This is a genomic window from Jannaschia sp. S6380 (genome assembly GCF_023015695.1).
Taxonomy (GTDB): Bacteria; Pseudomonadota; Alphaproteobacteria; order Rhodobacterales; family Rhodobacteraceae; genus Jannaschia.
Genome location: NZ_JALKAS010000001.1, coordinates 2390991 through 2406542 on the forward strand (window position 1 = coordinate 2390991; position 15552 = coordinate 2406542).

At 68.0% G+C, this 15552-nt stretch carries 15 protein-coding genes; 6 read left to right on the forward strand and 9 right to left on the reverse strand.

Features of this window, described 5'->3' with window-relative positions:
* Positions 1 to 42 precede the first annotated feature (42 nt).
* From MWU52_RS12365 to MWU52_RS12390, 6 genes are all read right to left on the reverse strand, one after another.
* Complete coding sequence (locus MWU52_RS12365) at positions 43 to 1017, reverse strand: DMT family transporter (RefSeq protein WP_246952466.1); 975 nt, start codon at positions 1015 to 1017, stop codon at positions 43 to 45.
* Positions 1018 to 1072: 55 nt separating this feature from the next.
* Positions 1073 to 2176, reverse strand: a complete 1104-nt coding sequence (gene leuB, locus MWU52_RS12370; RefSeq protein ID WP_246952468.1) for a 3-isopropylmalate dehydrogenase — start codon at positions 2174 to 2176, stop codon at positions 1073 to 1075.
* Between the two features lie 56 nt (positions 2177 to 2232).
* The gene (locus MWU52_RS12375; RefSeq protein WP_246952469.1) at positions 2233 to 3165 is read right to left on the reverse strand and encodes an endonuclease/exonuclease/phosphatase family protein; all 933 of its coding nucleotides are present in this window, start codon (positions 3163 to 3165) and stop codon (positions 2233 to 2235) included.
* Positions 3166 to 3203: 38 nt separating this feature from the next.
* Positions 3204 to 4049 (reverse strand): hypothetical protein, encoded by an 846-nt coding sequence (locus tag MWU52_RS12380; protein WP_246952471.1) that lies wholly within the window; start codon positions 4047 to 4049, stop codon positions 3204 to 3206.
* Positions 4050 to 4298: 249 nt separating this feature from the next.
* On the reverse strand, positions 4299 to 4904 hold the full coding sequence (gene leuD / locus MWU52_RS12385; protein WP_246952473.1) for a 3-isopropylmalate dehydratase small subunit: 606 nt from the start codon (positions 4902 to 4904) through the stop codon (positions 4299 to 4301).
* 48 nt (positions 4905 to 4952) lie between these two features.
* Positions 4953 to 5729: a DUF4198 domain-containing protein gene (locus tag MWU52_RS12390; RefSeq protein WP_246952475.1), complete on the reverse strand. Its 777-nt coding sequence runs from the start codon at positions 5727 to 5729 to the stop codon at positions 4953 to 4955.
* A gap of 34 nt (positions 5730 to 5763) precedes the next feature.
* Here MWU52_RS12390 and MWU52_RS12395 point away from each other — a divergent pair, with 34 nt between their 5' ends.
* The gene (locus MWU52_RS12395; RefSeq protein ID WP_246952477.1) at positions 5764 to 6924 is read left to right on the forward strand and encodes a HupE/UreJ family protein; all 1161 of its coding nucleotides are present in this window, start codon (positions 5764 to 5766) and stop codon (positions 6922 to 6924) included.
* Here the strand turns inward: MWU52_RS12395 and MWU52_RS12400 are convergent.
* The gene (locus MWU52_RS12400; RefSeq protein ID WP_246952479.1) at positions 6916 to 7878 is read right to left on the reverse strand and encodes a DNA topoisomerase IB; all 963 of its coding nucleotides are present in this window, start codon (positions 7876 to 7878) and stop codon (positions 6916 to 6918) included. The two genes, MWU52_RS12395 and MWU52_RS12400, sit on opposite strands and share 9 nt — an antisense overlap.
* Positions 7879 to 7914: 36 nt before the next feature.
* The gene (locus tag MWU52_RS12405; protein ID WP_246952481.1) at positions 7915 to 8682 is read right to left on the reverse strand and encodes an SDR family oxidoreductase; all 768 of its coding nucleotides are present in this window, start codon (positions 8680 to 8682) and stop codon (positions 7915 to 7917) included.
* Positions 8683 to 8734: 52 nt separating this feature from the next.
* On the opposite strand from MWU52_RS12405, the gene MWU52_RS12410 reads away from it, so the two are divergent.
* The gene (locus tag MWU52_RS12410; RefSeq protein WP_246952483.1) at positions 8735 to 9763 is read left to right on the forward strand and encodes an L-idonate 5-dehydrogenase; all 1029 of its coding nucleotides are present in this window, start codon (positions 8735 to 8737) and stop codon (positions 9761 to 9763) included.
* On the opposite strand, the gene MWU52_RS12415 is transcribed toward MWU52_RS12410, so the two are convergent.
* Positions 9760 to 10752, reverse strand: coding sequence for a LacI family DNA-binding transcriptional regulator (locus MWU52_RS12415; RefSeq protein WP_246952485.1), 993 nt, complete (start codon positions 10750 to 10752; stop codon positions 9760 to 9762). The two genes, MWU52_RS12410 and MWU52_RS12415, sit on opposite strands and share 4 nt — an antisense overlap.
* 112 nt (positions 10753 to 10864) lie before the next feature.
* Here MWU52_RS12415 and MWU52_RS12420 point away from each other — a divergent pair, with 112 nt between their 5' ends.
* From MWU52_RS12420 to MWU52_RS12435, 4 genes are read left to right on the forward strand one after another with little or no spacing between them, the layout of a single operon-like run.
* The gene (locus MWU52_RS12420) at positions 10865 to 11923 is read left to right on the forward strand and encodes a sugar phosphate isomerase/epimerase (RefSeq protein ID WP_246952487.1); all 1059 of its coding nucleotides are present in this window, start codon (positions 10865 to 10867) and stop codon (positions 11921 to 11923) included.
* Entirely contained in the window at positions 11920 to 13047 is a 1128-nt protein-coding gene (locus tag MWU52_RS12425) for a Gfo/Idh/MocA family oxidoreductase (protein ID WP_246952489.1), read from the forward strand. Before MWU52_RS12420 ends, MWU52_RS12425 begins: the two co-directional genes overlap by 4 nt.
* A complete protein-coding gene (locus MWU52_RS12430) occupies positions 13041 to 14537 on the forward strand; it encodes a sugar ABC transporter ATP-binding protein (RefSeq protein ID WP_246952887.1) in 1497 nt (498 codons plus the stop codon). Before MWU52_RS12425 ends, MWU52_RS12430 begins: the two co-directional genes overlap by 7 nt.
* Positions 14534 to 15529 (forward strand): ABC transporter permease, encoded by a 996-nt coding sequence (locus MWU52_RS12435; RefSeq protein ID WP_246952491.1) that lies wholly within the window; start codon positions 14534 to 14536, stop codon positions 15527 to 15529. Before MWU52_RS12430 ends, MWU52_RS12435 begins: the two co-directional genes overlap by 4 nt.
* The last annotated feature ends 23 nt before the right edge of the window (positions 15530 to 15552 follow it).

A 15552-nucleotide genomic window follows, 5' to 3' on the forward strand; every position in this document is an offset into this window, starting at 1 on the left:
TTCGCTTGCACGCAGGACTAGCGGCGAAGGATCAACAAAACCCTAATCGCGGTGCTGCGGCACCATGCGCTCCTTCAGGCTGAGCAGGGGCGAGATGCGCGGCGAAGTCCCCGTCTCGGCCCGCGATCGGGTGCGCAGGACGGGCGCGTTCCGCGACCCGCCGCGCCCCTCGCGGAAGACGATGTAGAGACCACTGGCGATCACGATGGCCGCGCCGATGGCGGTGCCCCGGTCGATCGTCTCGTCGAAGAACAGCCAGCCGTAGAGCGCGGCCCAGACGATCTGGCTGTACTGCATCGGCGCCACCAGCACCGCATCGGCGCGACGATAGGCCTGGATCAGGGCCAGGCCGGCCAGGAATGCCAGCCCCGCCATCATCGCCCAGAGGCCGAGGTCGCCCAACGGCATCGGCCGATACACGAAGGGCATCAACACCCCCATGATCGCGAAGTTGGCCACCATCGGGTAGAGCATCAGGACGGCGGCCCGCTCCTCGCGGCCGATCTTGCGCACGATCACCGATGACAGCGCCCCGCCGAAGGCCGCCATCAGCGCCGCCACGTGGCCCAGTTCAAGCGTGACATTCGCCGGGCGCAGCACGACGACGACCCCGATCAGGCCGACGATGACCGCCGCCCAGCGATGGATGCGGACCGTCTCGCCAAGGATCGGGATCGACAGGACGGTGATGATCAGCGGCGCGGCGAAGAGGATCGCGTAAACCTGTGCCAGCGGCAGGACCGAGAAGCTGTAGAACGCGCAGAAGCCCGTCGCCACGGCCGAGCCCGTCCGCAGGGCCGTCCACCAGGGATGGCGAGGGAACAGCGTGCCCACCTCCTCGTCGCGCAGCAGCATGAGAATCACCAGCGGGAAGGTCAGCAGAACGCCGAAGAACACGATCTGGAACACGGCGTAATGTCCGCCCAGCAGCTTGACCGCGACGTCATGGGTCGCGAACAGCCCGAAGGCGGCAAGCGCCAGCAGGATCCCCGAGAGGGGCGAGGCCTTGTCGGACATGGATCTTCCGTTCCGTTCGGGCCCCCGGACGAACGGGGACCGGGTGTCGCAACCGTCAGGCGGCGTCGAGCGCGGCGAGGATGGCGTCGCCCATCTGCGTCGTGGTGATCGGGGTGCCGCCGTCGGGGCCCATCAGATCGGCCGTGCGCGCACCGTCCGCCAGAACCGTCTGCACCGCGCCTTCCAGCATATCGGCCTGCGCCCCCTCGCCGAAGGAGTAGCGCAGCGCCATCGCGAAGCTCAGGATGCAGGCGATCGGGTTCGCCTTGCCCTGCCCCGCGATGTCGGGGGCCGAGCCGTGGACCGGTTCGTAGAGGGCCTTCGGCCGGCCGTTCGCCATCGGCAGGCCCAGCGAGGCGGAAGGCAGCATGCCGAGGCTGCCGGTCAGCATCGCGGCACAATCGGACAGGATGTCGCCGAACAGGTTGTCGGTCAGGATCACGTCGAACTGCTTGGGCGCACGCACCAGCTGCATCGCGCCGTTGTCGGCATACATGTGGCTGAGTTCGATGTCCTCGTACTCGGCCTTATGGATCTCGGTCACGACGTCGCGCCACAGGATGCCGGATTCCATGACATTGGCCTTCTCCATCGAGCAGAGCTTGCCCGACCGCTTTCGGGCCAACTCGAACGCGGCGCGGGCGGCGCGGGCAATCTCGCTTTCGGTGTAGCGTTGCGTGTTGATGCCGACACGCTCGTTGCCTTCCTTGTGGATGCCGCGCGGCTCTCCGAAATAGACGCCGCTGGTCAGTTCGCGGACGATCATGATGTCGAGCCCGGCCACCACGTCTCGCTTGAGCGACGAGAAATCCGCCAGCGCGTCGAAGCATTGCGCCGGGCGCAGGTTGGCGAACAGGTCCATCTCCTTGCGCAGGCGCAACAGGCCGCGCTCGGGCTTCACGCTGAAATCGAGGTCGTCATATTTCGGACCGCCGACCGCACCCAGCAGCACCGCATCGACCGCCTGCGCGCGGGCCATCGTGTCGTCGTGCAGCGGCGTGCCATGCGCGTCATAGGCCGCGCCCCCGACCAGATCCTCGGACACGTCGAAGGTCAGGTCGCGATTGGCGCCGAACCAATCGATCACGCGGCGCACCTCGGCCATGACCTCGGGGCCGATGCCGTCGCCCGGCAGGATCAGAAGGGAGGGGTTCGCCATGACGGGACCTTTCGGTGGGAAATGCGCAGCCGGGGTAGTCCGTGGCCCGGTTGCCGTCAAGGAAGGCGGATATCGACCCAGACCAGCCGTCCGGTCCCGGCTTCCGCCACGGCCCCGGCGAGCGCGTCGTCGCCCGCATCGCCCAGCACGCCGGCCCCCACCACCTTCGCCGCGGCGGGCGGCAGGACATAGTCGACACGCATGGCGCCGGGATCATCCCAGAACGCCGTCTCAGTTCGGCCATCCCGCGCCGTCGGCACCGGATCCTGCAGCTTGGGATGCGTCAGCAGCCCCGTGATGGCGGGCCGGATCCCCTGGCCGCGGTCGGGGTCGAGATTGGCGCGGCCCAGGACGATCGGCAGATCGGCATCGGCGGCCAGTTCGGACACGAGCGCCAGTTCGTCGCGGTTGCGCAGGCCGTTGCGATCTTCGGGGCCGTCGAAGACGGGCGTGCCCGCGGCCATGGTGATCAACGTCGCCTCGCGCCCCCCGATCTCGATCGGGACGGTCCATTGCGCCGTGGTGGCCAGCGGGACGAGGTCGCGCGCGCCGGGTGGCAGAAGCTTCGCCGCCTCCGACCGGTCGGACCAGAGCGTGCTGCTCAGATCGGTGGCGGACCCGAGTGGCAGGCGCGACAGCAGCGCCAAGCCGCTGTCGCCGGTGAACCAGCCATAGCCCATCGCATCGCGCGCCTCATGCGTCGTCCCGTCACCGTCGAGGTCATGGCCCGACGGCGTGCCGCTGTTGGGGCGAAGCGCGAGGCTGTGCCGATAGTCGGCGCCCAGATCGGCCAGCCGTTCGACCAGTACGGCCAGGCCCAGCCCCCCGTGGTCCCAGTCGATGTCCTGAAGCAGGATTATATCGGCCCGCGCGGCGGCGATCACGGCGAGCGCGGCCTCCGCCTGCGGGTCGCGGCCCTTGCGCAGATCCCGCATCATCACGCCGGGGCCCTTGCGGCCCAACCCGGTGTCGTAGGTTGCGATGCGCACCGTCTCCGCCCCGGCGGGCAGGGCCAGAAGGAGGGCCGTCAGGCCGGCAGGAATGCCGGTTCGGCCACGCCCTGGACGGCGCTGAAGCGGCGGCGCTTCTGCGAGATCATCAGCGCCAGCCGACGCATCGCGATGCCGCGCAGAAACAGCGAGGCGGGAAAGAAGGCCCATAGCGTCATCACCCAGACCAGCATCAGGTCGCTGTTCAGCATCGACAGGTCATAGTTCCGCGCCACGAACAGGGCGAGCGGCGGCGTCAGATATGGCAGGGCAAGCCCTAACAGGATGTTAACGGCGCCGTCGCGGTTCAGCCGCTTGACCACGTCCGCCCCCGCGGTCGGGTCGAAGGTCGGCAGATTGATCCAGACGTTGAAGCTGCCCGTGGGGGAGGGCCATCCGCGCAGGCGGATCAGGATGGCGAAAACCGTCAGGCCGACCAGGCTGACCAGGTAGGCCAGGCCCGCCGCGGCACGCACCGATTGCGCCTGGATCAGGGTCGTGCCCTCGGGCATCAGCCACAGGATCAGGCGCACCGGGCTGAACGGGAAATCGGTCGAATTGCCCAGCAGCAGGCCGATCGCCATGAGGAGCCGCGACAGGAGCGAACCGGTTTCCTTGCCGCTCATGGCGACGGCGATCAGCGTGAGCGTGCCGAACAGGACGGCGAAGCGCACGCGGTTGAAGGGTGGCGCGCCGCGGAACTCGACCAGGCCGGGATAGGTGGAGCCGTATTCGACGATCACGAACAGCGCCGCGAACAGCGCGATGAGGACGACGGCGTCAGTGAATTGCGGATTCGTCCCGGGCAGCAGCAGCGACGGTGTCAGAACCATCACGACCACGAGAAACGCGCGGATGCACGCACCGGGGAGCTGCGAAATCACTGCCTGCCATTCCTTGCCGGTCGCGGACCCATTCTTCGTGGGACCTGTGTACCTGTTGATGCCCGCGTTGGGGCGCCTGCCTCATTCTTGCCACCAAGGTGCCCCGTTTAACTTTGCCTCGCAACCGCCTGTCCCGGAACGGAAAGCCATGGGCGAAACTGTGTGCCCGGAAAGTCGCAAATCGTTAAGATACGATACAATTCACAAGTTAAATCATAGGCTTACAGATTGACGTTAAAGTCCTTGACCTCAGACCCAGGGACGCTCCTGCGCGGCCTTCGTCTCGAAACTCTCGATGGCGGCCGATTTCTCCAGCGTCAGGCCGATATCGTCCAACCCGTTGAGGAGGCAATGCTTCTTGAAGCTGTCGACCTCGAACGGATAGGCGGTGCCATCGGTGGCGGTGACTGTCTGGCTCTCGAGGTCAACGGTGATGCGCGCGTTCTCGCCGTTGCGCGCGTCGTCCATCAGCGCGTCGACCTGATGCTGCGGCAGGACGATGGGCAGGATGCCGTTCTTGAAGCAGTTGTTGTAGAAAATGTCGGCATAGCTTGGCGCGATCACGGCACGGATGCCGAAATCCAGCAAGGCCCAGGGCGCGTGTTCGCGCGACGAGCCGCAGCCGAAGTTCTCTCCGGCCACCAGGATCTGCGCATTCCGGTAGGCGGGCTTGTTCAGCACGAAATCGGGCAGTTCCTCGCCATCGTCGCCATAGCGCATCTCGTCGAAGAGGTTCACGCCGAGGCCGGAGCGCTTGATGGTCTTCAGGAACTGCTTGGGAATGATCATGTCGGTGTCGACATTGATCAGCGGCAGCGGCGCGGCCACGCCGGTGATGGTCTCGAACTTGTCCATGGGCATCCTCTTTCCGGGGTCCGGCGCGCGGGGCGTCCGAGGCCCGGATTACCCCTCGGGCACGGCAAAGGTCAACGCGGCCCAATGCGTCTGCCAGACCGGATCGCGCGCTTCCTCGGGCTCCAGCGGCAGGATGACGACGTGATCCAGCAGGTATTCCCGCCCCGGACGAACCGGCAGGACGGCGCGGCCATCGGCGTCCGCCTTGTGTAGGGTCACAGCCACCTCGCCCGTCGCGTCCTTCTCGAACATCTCGATCTGGGCGCCGGGGCGGGGGGCGCCATCGAACAGGATCTGCACCGGCAGGCCGTCAGACAGGTCGTCGGTATAGGGGTTCGCACCGGCGACAAATTCCACCAGCAGACCGCGCGCGGCATCCGACCCGGCGCCGTCGCCCACCGCCACCAGCGCCTTGGCATGGCGGCGATAGCGTTCGCGGAACTCCTCCTGCGGCAGGCCGCGGTCGAGATGTGCCTGCTGGGTGAAGGCGAAGTCCTTGTGCTCGGTGAACTTCACCCATTTTGCCCATTCCGAATAGGTGACGAACTGATCCGTCGTGACATGGAGAATGGTCAGCAGCCCCTCGGGCAGGTCGGCGACGCGGAAGGCGGGGTTGTCGCCGATCCGGGCGGGCACCTTCGTCATGTCGCCACCCGCGATCATGTCGAACCGTTCGGCGCGGCCGGGAATGTAGCTGAGCGCGGAGCCCACGAGTTCCTGGCCGTTGCGGAAGCGGGCCACCACCTCGGCTCCGGGTGCGACGGTGTAGTCCTCGGCCTCGATCCAGAATTCATGCGCTTGAAGCGGCGCGGCGATGATGCACATTGCCGCAAGCAGGGATCTAAACGGGACGGACAACATGACACTCCTTCGGCTGGCGATCAGGGTGGGCCTCGGCGCGCTGCTGTCAATTGTCTTCGCGATCACGGCTTCGGCACATGAGGTGCAGCCCTCGGTCGCCGACGTCACCATCGACGGCAACCGGGTGACGATCACCCTGACCACGGCGATGGAGCCGATCGTCGCGGGCGTGAACCTGTCGGAGGTCGCGGACACGGACGAGTCCCCCCTTTCGGACCGGAACGACGCGCTCCGCGCGCTCTCGCCCGACGAGATGGGCGCCGCGCTGATGGAGGCGTGGCCGGGCATCGCTGAACGCATCACGCTGCGCGTGGGCGACATGGACCTGGTGCCCGAACTGGCCGAGATGGAAATCCCCCCCGTCGGCGACCCGGAGATCCGGCGCGACAGCACGCTGACCCTGACGGCGGAGCTGCCGGAGGGGGACGAGCCGGTGATCTTCGGCTGGGATTCGGAGCTGGGCGGCCTGATCGTGCGGCAGGTATCGGACGGCGAAGGCTACGACGCCTACTTGACGAACGGCGCATTGACCGAACCGATGCCGCGCATCGGCGTGGCCGAGATGACGCTGGGCGAGGCCGTCATGCGCTATGTCGTGTCGGGCTTCGACCACATCATTCCCAAGGGTCTCGACCACATCCTGTTCGTGCTGGGGCTGTTCTTCTATTCCTTGGCGTTTCGTCCGCTGATCTGGCAGATCTCGGCCTTCACGGTCGCGCATACGGTCACGCTGGCCCTGGCGACGATGGGCATCGTTCAGCCGACGATGTGGATCGTCGAGGCGCTGATCGCGCTCAGCATCGTGTGGGTCGCGGTCGAGAACATCTGGGCGGGCGGCAAGCAAGAGATCGGGTGGACCCGGATCGCGGTCGTGTTCGGCTTCGGCCTGCTGCACGGGCTTGGCTTCGCCAGCGTGCTGTCGGAATTCGGCCTGGGGCAGCATTTCATCGCCTCGCTGATCTCGTTCAACATCGGGGTGGAGATCGGGCAGCTGACGGTCATCGCCGTCGCGTTCCTGCTGCTGGGCCTGCCGTTCGGATCGAAGCCGTGGTACCGCCGCGCGATCGCCATCCCCGGCTCGCTGATCATCGCGCTGATCGCGGCCTACTGGGTGCTGAACCGGATCGGGTTTGCGGGCGACCTGCCCTATCTAACCTAACAGCGACAACAGCGCGCGTTCGCCCCGGCGCAATCCGTCGGGGCGGTCGGGCGGGTCGATCTCGCGCCACGTCTCCGACAGGGCGATCACGTCGGGATGGACATAGCTGTTCCGCGCGATGGTCGGCGTGTTGTGCAGCACGTCGGCCGCGGCCTCGGACATGGCCTTGATGGTCACGCCCTCGCCCGCCCTCAGCGCCGCCTCGAGCGCGGCGACCGAGCCGTTCCAGGTGCGGAAGGTCTTGGCGGTCGCGGCCTCCAGGTCGGTCGCCTCACGCAGCCAGTCGTTGACATGGTCGGCATGGACCGCATGCATCCGGTCGCCATCCTGCCATTCGAAGATCGGCGCGCCGGGCAGGTCGGCCAGATCGTGCAGCGCGCGCATCAGCGTGCGGTCCGAAAGCTGCCGGCGCACGCGCTTGCCGCCCTTCGCCGTCCAGTCGAGGCGGACCTTGCCGTCCGACAGCTTGAGGTTGCGGTTCTTGAGCGTGGTCGCCCCCTCGGTCCCGTTCACGGCGTAGTAGTCCTCGGACCCGATCCGGATCGAGGTGCGGTCGATCAGACGCAGGACGGCGGCGATGGCGAAGTCCTTCTCGCCCGCCTCGCCGGACAGCGAACGGGCGATCCGGCGGCGCAGGGACGGCAGCGCCTCGCCGAAGGCGGGCAGCTCGGCGAACTTGCGGGTCGCGCGCCATTCCGACCAGTCGGCATGGTAGCGGTACTGCTTTCGGGTCCGGTCGTCGTAGCCGGTGGCCTGCAGGTGGCCGCGCTTGCGTGGACTGATCCAGACATCGGCATAGGCCGGGGGCACGGCCAGCGCCTCGATCCGCGCGCGTTCGGCCGCATCGTCGATGGTGGTGCCGTCGGGCGCGCGATACGACCAGCCGCGCCCGGCCCTGCGGCGGCTGATGCCGGGGCGGTCATCGGGATAGTAGATCAAGTCGGGCGCCTTCATTCCGATGAACGCCGGACGCCCCGACGCGGTTGCGCGTCAGAGCGACGCGGTGATGCCCCCGTCCACATAGACGATGGTGCCGTTGACGAAGCTGGACGCCTCCGACGACAGGAAGATGCAGGCGCCGACCAGTTCCTCCACCCGGCCCCAGCGACCGGCAGGGGTGCGGATGGACAGCCATTCGGTGAATTTCGGATCCTCGACCAACGCCTTGTTCAGCGGCGTGTCGAAGTAGCCGGGGGCGAGGCCGTTGCATTGCAGACCGTACTTGGCCCAGTCGGTGGCCATGCCCTTGGTCAGGTTCGCGACGGCACCCTTGGTCGCGGTGTAGGGCGCGATGCCGGGCCGGGCCAGCGCCGTCTGCACGGAACAGATGTTGACGATCTTGCCCCGCCCCCGCCCGATCATGTGGCGCGCGACGGCCTGGCCCACGTGGAAGACGGTGGCGATGTTGGTCTGAAGCAGGCGCTCGAACGCGTCGGCGGGAAAGTCCTCCAGCGGGGTGCGGTGCTGCATGCCGGCGTTGTTGATCAGGATGTCGATGGGGCCGGTCCCGGCCTCGAACCCGTCGACGGCCTCGCGCACGGCGTCGTGGTCGGTGGCATCGAAGGGCAGCGTCTCGACCGTCGCGCCCTCGCCCCGCAGCGTGTCGGCTGCGGCGGCCAGGTTGGCGGCATTGCGCCCGTTCAGGACGACCCCCGCGCCCGCCGCCGCGAGCCCGCGGGCCAGCGCCAGGCCGATCCCCTGCGACGAGCCTGTGATCAGCGCGCGCCTCCCGGTGAGGTCGAACAGGGTCGTGGACATGGCGCGGCTCCGCTGCAAGGCTGGGGGTCCCCTTCCCTAGCGAGGCGTTTCCATGAAATCCATCGTGATCCACGCCGCCCGCGACCTGCGCATCGACGACACGCCCGAGGGCGCGCCCGGCCCCGGTCAGGTCAAGGTGCGGATGGCGGCAGGCGGGATCTGCGGGTCGGACCTGCATTACTACAATCACGGGGGGTTCGGTACGATCCGCCTGCGCGAACCGATGGTGCTGGGCCATGAGGTGTCGGGCCACGTCGCCGAGCTGGGCGAGGGGGTCGACGGGCTATCGGTCGGTGATCTGGTTGCGGTGTCGCCGTCGCGTCCCTGCGGCGCCTGCCGTTACTGCCTGGAGGGGATGCCGAACCAGTGCCTGAACATGCGCTTCTACGGATCGGCCATGCCGTTTCCGCATATCCAGGGCGCTTTCCGCGAGACCTTGGTGGCGGACGCGTCGCAATGCGTGCCGGCCGGCGATCTGACCCCGGGCGAAGCGGCGATGGCCGAGCCGCTGGCCGTCTGCCTGCACGCGACGCGGCTGGCGGGGGGAATGGTCGGAAAGGCCGTGCTGGTCACCGGCTGCGGACCGATCGGCATCCTGTCGATCCTGTGCGCGCGGCGCGCGGGGGCGGACCTTATCGTGACCACGGACTTGTCGGACTTCACGTTGGGCATGGCGCGGCGGGCCGGGGCGGACGTGACGGTCAACATGGCCGACGACGCGCAGGGGCTCGCGATCTACGAGGCGGGAAAGGGAACGTTCGATCTTCTGTACGAATGCTCCGGCGCAGCGCCGGCCCTGTCGGCGGGGATCATGGCGATGCGGCCGGGCGGAACGGTGATGCAGCTCGGCCTCGGCGGGGACATGACGATCCCGATGCAGACCCTGACGGCGAAGGAGCTGTCGCTGAAGGGCAGCTTCCGCTTCCATCCGGAATTCGCGACCGGTGTGTCGCTGATGCGAAAGGGCCTGATCGACGTCGCGCCTTTCATCACCCATAGCCTTCCGCTGGCGAAGGCGGTGGAGGCGTTCGACTTGGCCGGCGACCGGTCCCGCGCGATGAAGACGCAGATCGCGTTCTAGATCGGGGCGGTCGATCCGCGTACGATCAGGCGCGACGGCAGCATGCGCCGCCCGTCCGGCGGCCGCGTGCCGGAGACCAGCGCCGCGACCAGCGTCTCGGCCGCGCGCCGGCCCAGCGCGGCGCGCGGCTGGTGGACCGTGGTCAGCGGCGGGATGAAGCGGTCCGAGAACTCGATATCGTCGAAACCCACCACGCTGACGTCGCCGGGGCAGGCGATGCCCATCCTGTCGCATTCGCTGATGAAGCCCAACGCGGATTCGTCCGATGCGCAGATGACGGCCCCGGTCCGGCCGGGCACGGCGGCCCAGTCATGCGCCGCGCGCGCGCCGCTTGCCATCGTGAAGTCGCCATCGAGGCGGTCGCCCGGGCGAACCAGCAGCCCGTGCCGCGCCATGGCCGCGTCGAAGCCGTGGCGACGCGCATGGCTGAGGACGTTGCCGCATGGCCCGCCCAGAAAGGCCACCCGGCGGTGGCCGAGCGCCGCCAGGTGATCGACCGCAAGCCCGATCCCGGCCGCGTTGTCGGTGCCGAAGCAGGGCATGGCGACATCGTCCATCCATTCGCAGACCATGACCACCGGCACCGTCCAGCCCGCGACCATCGCGGGGTCGAGCCCGCCATCCAGAAGCAGGATGCCGTCGGTCCGCCCGTCGGCGCCGATCGGACCCAGCCGCGCCGCCTCGACCCGGGAATCGGAGACCTGGACGATCAGACCGGCCTCGCCCGCCACCTCCTGCACGGCCGCGATGATGCGGTTGAAGAAGGTGTTGGCGAGGTTCGGCGCCAAGAGCGTAATCGCGCGCGCCCGGCGGGACCTGAGGTCGCGCGCGGCGGCATTGGCGCGGTAGCCCGTGGCCGCGACCGCCGCCAGCACGCGGGCGCGCGTCTCGGGCCCGACGCGTTCGGGCAGGGTCAGCGCGCGGCTGACCGTGGCGGTCGAAACGCCGGCCGCCTTGGCGACATCCGCGATCCTGGTCTTGCGTTGCATCCCGGCGGCCTCCCTCCATCGAAGGGTTGCCAGACGGACCGACCCATGTAAACGATTACATCAAGCGCGGCGAGTCGGGGAGGACGGTGCCGCCCTTGGGGGAGGATTTGCCATGAGGACGATCAAGGGACCGGCGCTTTTCCTGGCACAGTTCGCCGGCGACGCCGCACCGTTCGATTCCTGGGACGCGATCACGAGATGGGCCGCCGATTGCGGATATCTGGGCGTTCAGGTGCCCAGCTGGGACGCACGGCTGATCGACCTGAAACGCGCCGCCGAGAGCAAGGATTATTGCGACGAATGGGCCGGCCAGGCACGCGAGAACGGCGTCGAGGTGACGGAACTTTCGACCCATCTGCAGGGGCAGCTGGTCGCCGTGCATCCTGCCTATGACACCGCCTTCGACGGGTTCGCCGACCCGTCGGTCCATGGCGACCCGAAGGCGCGTCAGGAATGGGCCGTCGACCAGGTGAAGCTGGCGCTGACGGCGTCGAAGAACCTCGGGATCGGGGCGCATGCGACGTTCTCGGGCGCGCTGGCCTGGCCCTATGTCTATCCCTGGCCGCAGCGCCCCGCCGGCCTGATCGAGGCGGCCTTCGACGAGCTGGCGGCCCGCTGGCGCCCGATCCTGGACCACGCCGAGGATTGCGGCGTGAACGTCTGCTACGAGATCCACCCCGGCGAGGACCTGCATGACGGCGTGACCTTCGAGATGTTCCTGGACCGGGTCGGGGGGCACGCGCGCGCGATGATGCTCTACGACCCGAGCCATTACGTGCTGCAATGCCTCGATTATCTCGACAATATCGACATCTACCGCGACCGGATCGGGATGTTCCACGTCAAGGACGCGGAGTTCAATCCGACCGGGCGGCAGGGCGTCTATGGCGGCTATCAGTCCTGGGTCGACCGGGCCGGTCGGTTCCGCAGCCTGGGCGACGGGCAGGTCGATTTCGGGGCGGTCTTCTCGAAGATGGCGGCCAACGATTTCGATGGCTGGGCCGTCGTGGAATGGGAATGCGCCCTCAAGCACCCCGAGGACGGCGCGCGCGAGGGGGCGGCCTTCGTGCGTGATCACATCATCCGGGTGACGGAGAGGGCCTTCGACGATTTCGCCGATGGCGGGGCGGATGACGCGGCAAACCGGGCGATGCTGGGGTTGGACCGATGAGCCGTATCCGCCTGGGCATGGTCGGCGGGGGCCAGGGGGCGTTCATTGGCGGCGTGCACCGCATCGCCGCGCGGATGGACGACCGCTATGAGCTGGTGGCCGGCGCCTTCTCCTCCACGCCGGAGCGCGCGAAAGCCTCCGGCGAGGAGCTGGGCATCGATCCCAAGCGGAGCTACGCCGACTTCGCCGAGATGGCCAGGCGCGAGGCGCGGCTGAAGGACGGGATCGAGGCCGTCAGTATCGTCACGCCCAATCACGTCCACTTCGCCGCCGCGCGTGAGTTCCTGAAGCGCGGCATCCACGTGATCTGCGATAAGCCGCTGACCTCGACCCTTTCGGACGCGAAGAAGATGGTCCGCGCCGCAGAGAGTTCCGACGCCCTGTTCGTACTAACGCATAACTACACCGGCTATCCGATGGTCCGGCAGGCCCGGCGAATGGTGGCCGATGGCGAGATCGGCCGGATCCGCGTCGTGCAGGTCGAATACCCGCAGGACTGGCTGACCGAGGCGGCCGAGTCCGAGGGTCTGAAACAGGCCGAATGGCGCACGGACCCCGAACGGTCGGGCGCGGGCGGCTGCGTGGGCGACATCGGCACGCATGCGTTCAATCTGGCCGAGTTCGTCACCGGGCTGCGGGTCGAGAGCCTGGGCGCCGATCTGCAGACCTTTGTCGACGGACGGCGGCTGGACGACAACGTGCATGTCCTGCTGCGGTACGAAGGCGGCGCGCGCGGAATGCTGTGGTCGAGCCAGGTCGCGCCGGGAAACGAGAACGCGCTGCGCCTGCGGGTCTATGGGGAGAGCGGTGGGCTGGAGTGGGCCCAGGAGGATCCGAACCACCTGTGGTTCACCCCGCACGGGCAGCCCAAGCGCCTGCTGACGCGCGGCGGCGCGGGCTTCACCGAGGAGACCGGCAGCCGCATTCCGCCGGGCCATCCCGAGGGCTATCTGGAAGGCTTCGCCAACATTTATTCCCAGGCCGCCGACCTGATCGTGGCGCATCGGGACGGCCATGTTCCCGACCATCTGTTGCCCACGGTCGCGGACGGGCTGCGGGGCATGCGATTCATCGACGCCTGCGTCCGGTCGTCGAAGCGCAACGCCGCCTGGGTCGAATTGTGAAATTGTCGCTGCGTGAGATCGACCGCAGCTTCGGCGCGGTGCAGGTGCTGCATGGCATCACGCTGGATCTTGACCCCGGCGAGGTGCACGCCCTGATCGGCGAGAACGGCGCCGGCAAGTCGACCACGATGAAGATCATGTCGGGTTATCTGGCGCCGAGCGCGGGCACGGTCCTGCTGGATGATGCGCCCGTGTCCCTGGCCTCGTCGCAGGAGGCCGAGGCGCGGGGCGTCGTGCTGATCCATCAGGAGTTCAACCTGGCCGCGCAGCTGACGGTGGAGCAGAACATCTTTCTGGGTCACGAGCTGCGACGCGGGCCGTTCCTGGACAAGCGGGCCATGCGGGCACGGGCGCGGGCGCTGCTGGACCGGCTGGACTGCGACGTCGACCCGCGGGCGACGGTGCGCGACATCTCGAACCCCGACAAGCAGATGGTCGAGATCGCCAAGGCCCTGTCGCGGGACGCGCGGGTCCTGATCATGGACGAGCCAACCGCCGTCCTGACCGAACGCGAGGCCAGGGCGCTCTTTGCGCAGGTCGACCGTCTGCGCGGCGAGGGGGTGGCCATCCTGTTCACCTCGCACAAGCTCGACGAGGTCAAGCGCATCTCGGACCGGGTGACGGTGCTGCGCGACGGAGCCGTGGTGGCGCAGGCCGCGACCGCCGGGATGAGCGAGGACGAGATGGCGACGGCGATGGTCGGGCGCGACGTCTCCTCGCTCTATCCCGCGCGGGGGGCGCCCGTGGGGCGGGAAGTCGTCCTTTCGGTGCGCGACCTGAGCGTGCCGAACCATGCCGATCGGGTCGATTTCGACCTGCACCGGGGCGAGATCCTGGGGATCGCCGGCCTCATCGGATCGGGCCGGACCGAGGCGATGGAGGGGCTGGTCGGCCTGCGCCGCGCCACCGGCACCGTGCGGATGGACGGGCGCAACATGCGGTTCGACGGCCCCCGTGCCGCGCTTGACGCGGGCATCGCCTACCTGACCGAGGATCGGAAGGAACGCGGTCTGCTGCTGACCAAGGGCATGCGCGAGAACCTGACCCTGCAGAGCCTGCGGGATTTCACCCGCCTCCTGATCGACGAGAGCGCCGAGGAGGCCGCGCTGACCCGTGCCATCGCCGAATTCGACATCCGCGCCCCGCACCGCGCCGTCGACGTGGGCAACCTGTCGGGCGGCAACCAGCAGAAGCTGCTGCTGGCCAAGACCATGCTGGCCGAGCCCGAGATCGTCATCATCGACGAGCCGACGCGCGGCATCGACATCGGCACCAAGCAGCAGATCTACGAGTTCGTCCATGCGCTGGTCGCGCGCGGCAAGCCGGTCATCGTCGTCTCCTCCGAGATGCAGGAGGTGATCGGCCTGTCGGACCGCGTCCTGGTGATGCGGCAGGGCCGGGTCGCGGGGGAGTTGTCGGGCAAGGATATTACCGAGGATCGGATCGTCCGCCTCGCCATGGGCCTGGACGGGCTGAAGGGGGCGGCATGACCGCAATCGAGACGAAGGCACCTCGCGGCTTCCGGCCCGACCTCAAGGTGCTGGGCCCGATCCTGGCGCTCGTGGTGCTGGTCGCGGTGGGCGCCTGGCTGAACGCCAATTTCCTGAGCGCGGGCAACATCACCAACGTCCTGTCCCGTTCCGCCTTCATCGGCATCATCGCGGTCGGCATGACCTTCGTGATCACCGCGGGCGGGCTGGACCTGTCGGTGGGATCCATGGCGGCCTTCATCGCGGGGCTGATGATCATGGTCATGAACGGGCTTTTGCCGACGCTCGGGCCGGGCGTTCCGCTGGTGCTGGTGGGCATGGCCACGGCACTGGTCGTCGGCATCCTCGCGGGGGCGTTGAACGGGTTCCTGATCACGACGATGCGGATCGAGGCCTTCATCGTCACGCTTGGCACGATGGGCATCTACCGCAGCCTCGTGACCTGGCTGGCCGATGGCGGCACGCTGTCGCTCGACTTCGGGATGCGTTCGGTGATCCGGCCCATCTATTACGACGGAATCCTGGGCATCAGCTTTCCGATCATCGTGTTTGCCCTGGTCGCCATCGCGGGCGAGGTGGTGATGCGCCGCGCCGCCTTCGGGCGTCATGCCGCCGCGGTCGGCTGCAACGATCAGGTGGCGCGCTATTCCTCGGTCAACGTGAACCGGGTGCGCATGCTGACCTACGTGTTTCTGGGCCTGCTCGTCGGGATCGCGACGATCATGTACGTACCGCGCCTGGGCAGCGCCTCGTCGAGCACCGGCGTGTTGTGGGAGCTGGAGGCCATCGCCGCCGTCATCATCGGCGGCACCATGCTCAAGGGCGGGTTCGGACGCGTCTGGGGCACGGTGATCGGCGTGCTGATCCTGTCGCTGATCGACAACATCCTGAACCTGACCGACGGGGTCAGCCCCTATCTCAACGGGGCGATCCAGGGGGTCATCATCATTCTCGCCGTGATCCTGCAGCGGGAACGCAAGGCCGAAGGGTGACCTTCGGAGAACATCAAAGGGAG

Coding starts and splice junctions, on each gene's coding strand:
- MWU52_RS12365 (WP_246952466.1), bottom strand. CDS start 1,017: ATGTCCGACAAGGCCTCGCCCCTCTCGGGGATCCTGCTGGCGCTTGCC.
- leuB (WP_246952468.1), bottom strand. CDS start 2,176: ATGGCGAACCCCTCCCTTCTGATCCTGCCGGGCGACGGCATCGGCCCC.
- leuD (WP_246952473.1), bottom strand. CDS start 4,904: ATGGACAAGTTCGAGACCATCACCGGCGTGGCCGCGCCGCTGCCGCTG.
- MWU52_RS12390 (WP_246952475.1), bottom strand. CDS start 5,729: ATGTGCATCATCGCCGCGCCGCTTCAAGCGCATGAATTCTGGATCGAG.
- MWU52_RS12395 (WP_246952477.1), top strand. CDS start 5,764: ATGACACTCCTTCGGCTGGCGATCAGGGTGGGCCTCGGCGCGCTGCTG.
- MWU52_RS12400 (WP_246952479.1), bottom strand. CDS start 7,878: ATGAAGGCGCCCGACTTGATCTACTATCCCGATGACCGCCCCGGCATC.
- MWU52_RS12405 (WP_246952481.1), bottom strand. CDS start 8,682: ATGTCCACGACCCTGTTCGACCTCACCGGGAGGCGCGCGCTGATCACA.
- MWU52_RS12410 (WP_246952483.1), top strand. CDS start 8,735: ATGAAATCCATCGTGATCCACGCCGCCCGCGACCTGCGCATCGACGAC.
- MWU52_RS12415 (WP_246952485.1), bottom strand. CDS start 10,752: ATGCAACGCAAGACCAGGATCGCGGATGTCGCCAAGGCGGCCGGCGTT.
- MWU52_RS12420 (WP_246952487.1), top strand. CDS start 10,865: ATGAGGACGATCAAGGGACCGGCGCTTTTCCTGGCACAGTTCGCCGGC.
- MWU52_RS12425 (WP_246952489.1), top strand. CDS start 11,920: ATGAGCCGTATCCGCCTGGGCATGGTCGGCGGGGGCCAGGGGGCGTTC.
- MWU52_RS12435 (WP_246952491.1), top strand. CDS start 14,534: ATGACCGCAATCGAGACGAAGGCACCTCGCGGCTTCCGGCCCGACCTC.